Origin of the sequence: Noviherbaspirillum denitrificans (assembly GCF_002211445.1) — a bacterium.
GTDB classification, from domain to species: Bacteria; Pseudomonadota; Gammaproteobacteria; order Burkholderiales; family Burkholderiaceae_D; genus Noviherbaspirillum; species Noviherbaspirillum denitrificans.
The window spans coordinates 1-2,868 of record NZ_LSTO01000036.1 but is presented as its reverse complement, the minus strand read 5'-3'; the positions used below and the strand labels follow the sequence as shown (position 1 = coordinate 2,868).

At 62.4% G+C, this 2,868-nt stretch carries 2 protein-coding genes and 1 pseudogene; all 3 read left to right on the top strand.

The features are described 5' to 3' along the window. On the top strand, positions 1-334 hold a 334-nt coding region (locus tag AYR66_RS27955; RefSeq protein ID WP_206047389.1), incomplete at its 5' end, for a hypothetical protein. A gap of 83 nt (positions 335-417) precedes the next feature. Then, positions 418-1,989 (top strand): B12-binding domain-containing radical SAM protein, encoded by a 1,572-nt coding sequence (locus AYR66_RS27950; protein ID WP_088710786.1) that lies wholly within the window; start codon positions 418-420, stop codon positions 1,987-1,989. A 39-nt stretch (positions 1,990-2,028) separates the two neighbouring features. After that, positions 2,029-2,868: pseudogene (locus AYR66_RS27945) on the top strand (cytochrome c3 family protein); the annotation flags it as partial.

Here is a 2,868-nt window from a genome sequence, read left to right as displayed (position 1 = left end):
GGCGAACCTGCCGACCGTGCTGGCGGTGCAGACCGACAACCTCGGCGTGTGCGACGAACAAGGCAACTTCCAGATCGTGGGCCGCGCGCAGCGCGACGCAAACGGGAAAGTGTCGGCGATGCCGAGCGAACGCGTGGTCGGCCCGATGGGCGACAAGCGGATTTTCCGGTTCCTGGAGGCGTATGTGAATTTCTCGATTCGCTTCAAGTCCGGAATGCTGAAGCCGCGCACGCCGATGGTGCCGCCTGCCTGCCCGTGCGGGGAACTGGCGGATTCGGCGATTGAAGAGACAACGGAAAAACAGTTGACGGAAGCATTGGCGGAACGTTCGTAGTGTGCGCCGTGCGCACCGTGGATGAACCGAACGCAGTGAATGGTGCGCAAGGCGCACCCTACCGTCATAAGGATTGAATACAAATGAGCCTCATCGAACAACCCATCAGCTTCGTGCGCAAGTCGCCGGAGCGCAAACAGGCACCAAAGAAGGTCAAGCGCGTCGCGCTGGTGACCGCCCCCTACCATTCCGGCGTGGTGGAATCCGCCGGCACCTGGCTGAACCTCGGCTTCGTCTATGTCGCGGGCGCACTGCGCGAAGCCGGCTACGAAGTCGATTACTACGACGCGATGGCGCTGTGGCACGACCAGGACCAGATCCGCAAGCGGCTGGAAGACTTCAAGCCGGATGCGGTCGCCTCTTCCGCGTTCACCGCGGCGGTGTTCGCGGCCATCGGCGTGCTGCGCCTGGCCAAGACCATCAATCCCGAGGTCGTGACGCTGATCGGCAACGTGCACGCGACCTTCTGCTACGACGAGATGCTGCAGGCCGACCATGACGTGATCGACTTCGTCGTGCGCGGCGAAGGCGAGCACACGCTGGTCAAGCTGCTCGACTGCCTGAATGCCGGCGACGATCCGGCCAAGGTGAACGGCCTCGCGTTCTGGCGCGACGGCGGCGTGGTCACCACCGCTGCCGCGCCGATGATCTGCGACCTCGATGCGCTGCCCACTGCGTGGGACCTGGTCGAATGGCCGATCTACAAGTACCGCGCAAAGAACGATGCGCGCCTCGCGATCGTGTCCTCCTCGCGCGGCTGCACGCAGAACTGCTCGTTCTGCTCGCAGAAGCTGTTCTGGCAACGCGGCTGGCGCACGCGCAGCCCGGAAGCCTTCGTTGCCGAGCTTGAAATGCTGCACCAGAAGTACGGCGTGAAGGTGGCGATGCTGGCCGACGAAACGCCGACCATGGACCGCGCGCGCTGGGAAAGAATCCTCGACCTGATGATCGAGCGCCAGCCGGGTGTGCGCCTGCTGATGGAAACGCGGGTGATCGACATCGTGCGCGATGAAGACATCATGGACAAGTACCGTCTCGCGGGCGTGGAGCACATCTACGTCGGCGTGGAAGCCGGCGACCAGGCGAAGCTGAACCTGTTCCGCAAGGGCACCAAGACCGAGCAGTCGCGCAAGGCCATCGACCTGATCAACCAGGCCGACATCGTGTCGGAAACGTCCTTCGTGCTCGGCATGCCGACCGATACGAAAGAGTCGATCGCCGAAACGGTCGAGCTGGCCAAGATGTACGACCCGGACATGGCCTTCTTCCTGGCGATTGCGCCGTGGCCGTATGCCGACCTGTATCCGGAGCTGAAGGATTACGTGGTCACGCGCGACTACAGCAAGTACAACCTGGTGCAGCCGGTGATCAAGCCGACGAACATGACGGTCGAGGAAGTGGAAAAGGAACTGGCGATGGCATCGAAGAAGTTCTTCATGCACAAGTTCGAGAACATCGAAAAGCTCACGCCATGGAAGCAGGAATTCATGCTGTCGGTGTTCGACATCCTGATGAACCACTCCTACCTGTCGCACCAGATGAAGGACATGGCAACGCAGAGCAAGAAGATGCCGGAGTCCGTGAAGAACATGATCAGGAACGTCAAGGCGGCCAAACGCGCGCTGTCGAACGAACCGATCGCACCGTTGCCGTAACTGGCGGTACCGACAACAAAAAAAAGAGCGGGGAATTGAATGGAAAGACGATGGACAGGCAAGAGTCTCTGGCGGGCGGCGGCATCGCTTGCCGGTGTGGCGCTGCTGGCGGCGGGTGCATTGGGCACGGCGTTCTCGGCGCCGCAGTCGAATATCCGCGATACCCCGCATAACCTGTCACGCACTGGCAAGGCGAACGATCTTTCCAATGTTCGCGCACCGGATGGCGGCGAAACCGCGATCTGCGCGTTTTGCCATACGCCGCACAACGCCAGCTCGAACATCAAGGGGCCGCTGTGGAACCGCAGCGTGTCGAATGCGACCTACGTCCGCTATTCCTCGTCCTCGCTCGACGCCAACACCATGGCGTTCGGCTTCAACGACCAGCCGGCCGGCAGCTCCCTGCTCTGCCTGTCATGCCATGACGGCATGGTCGCGCTCGGCAATGTGAACGTCCTCAAGGGCAAGAACCAGGCGATCACGCTCAACGGCAACACGAATGCCGGCAAGATGCCTCCCGGCACGCAGGGCGGGTTGTCCGGCTTTACCCGTCTCATCGGGACCGACCTCACCAACGACCATCCGATTTCCTTCACCTACAACGATGCGCTGGCCGTGCAGGATACCGAGCTGACGCGGCTGACCACCGGCGTCAACGGGCAGCGCGACATGATCAATCCCGCCCTGCCCGGCAGCGTGATCGGCATTCGCGGGCAAGGCTACAAGCCGATGCTGCCGCTCGAGCCGACCGGCCCCAACGGGCTTGGCCAAGTGCAATGCGGCACCTGCCACGATCCTCACCTGGCATCATCGGATCCGGCGTTCTCCCAGAAATTCCTGCGCCTGAACCGCTTCCAGCAGGCCGCTCCGACCGGCGGG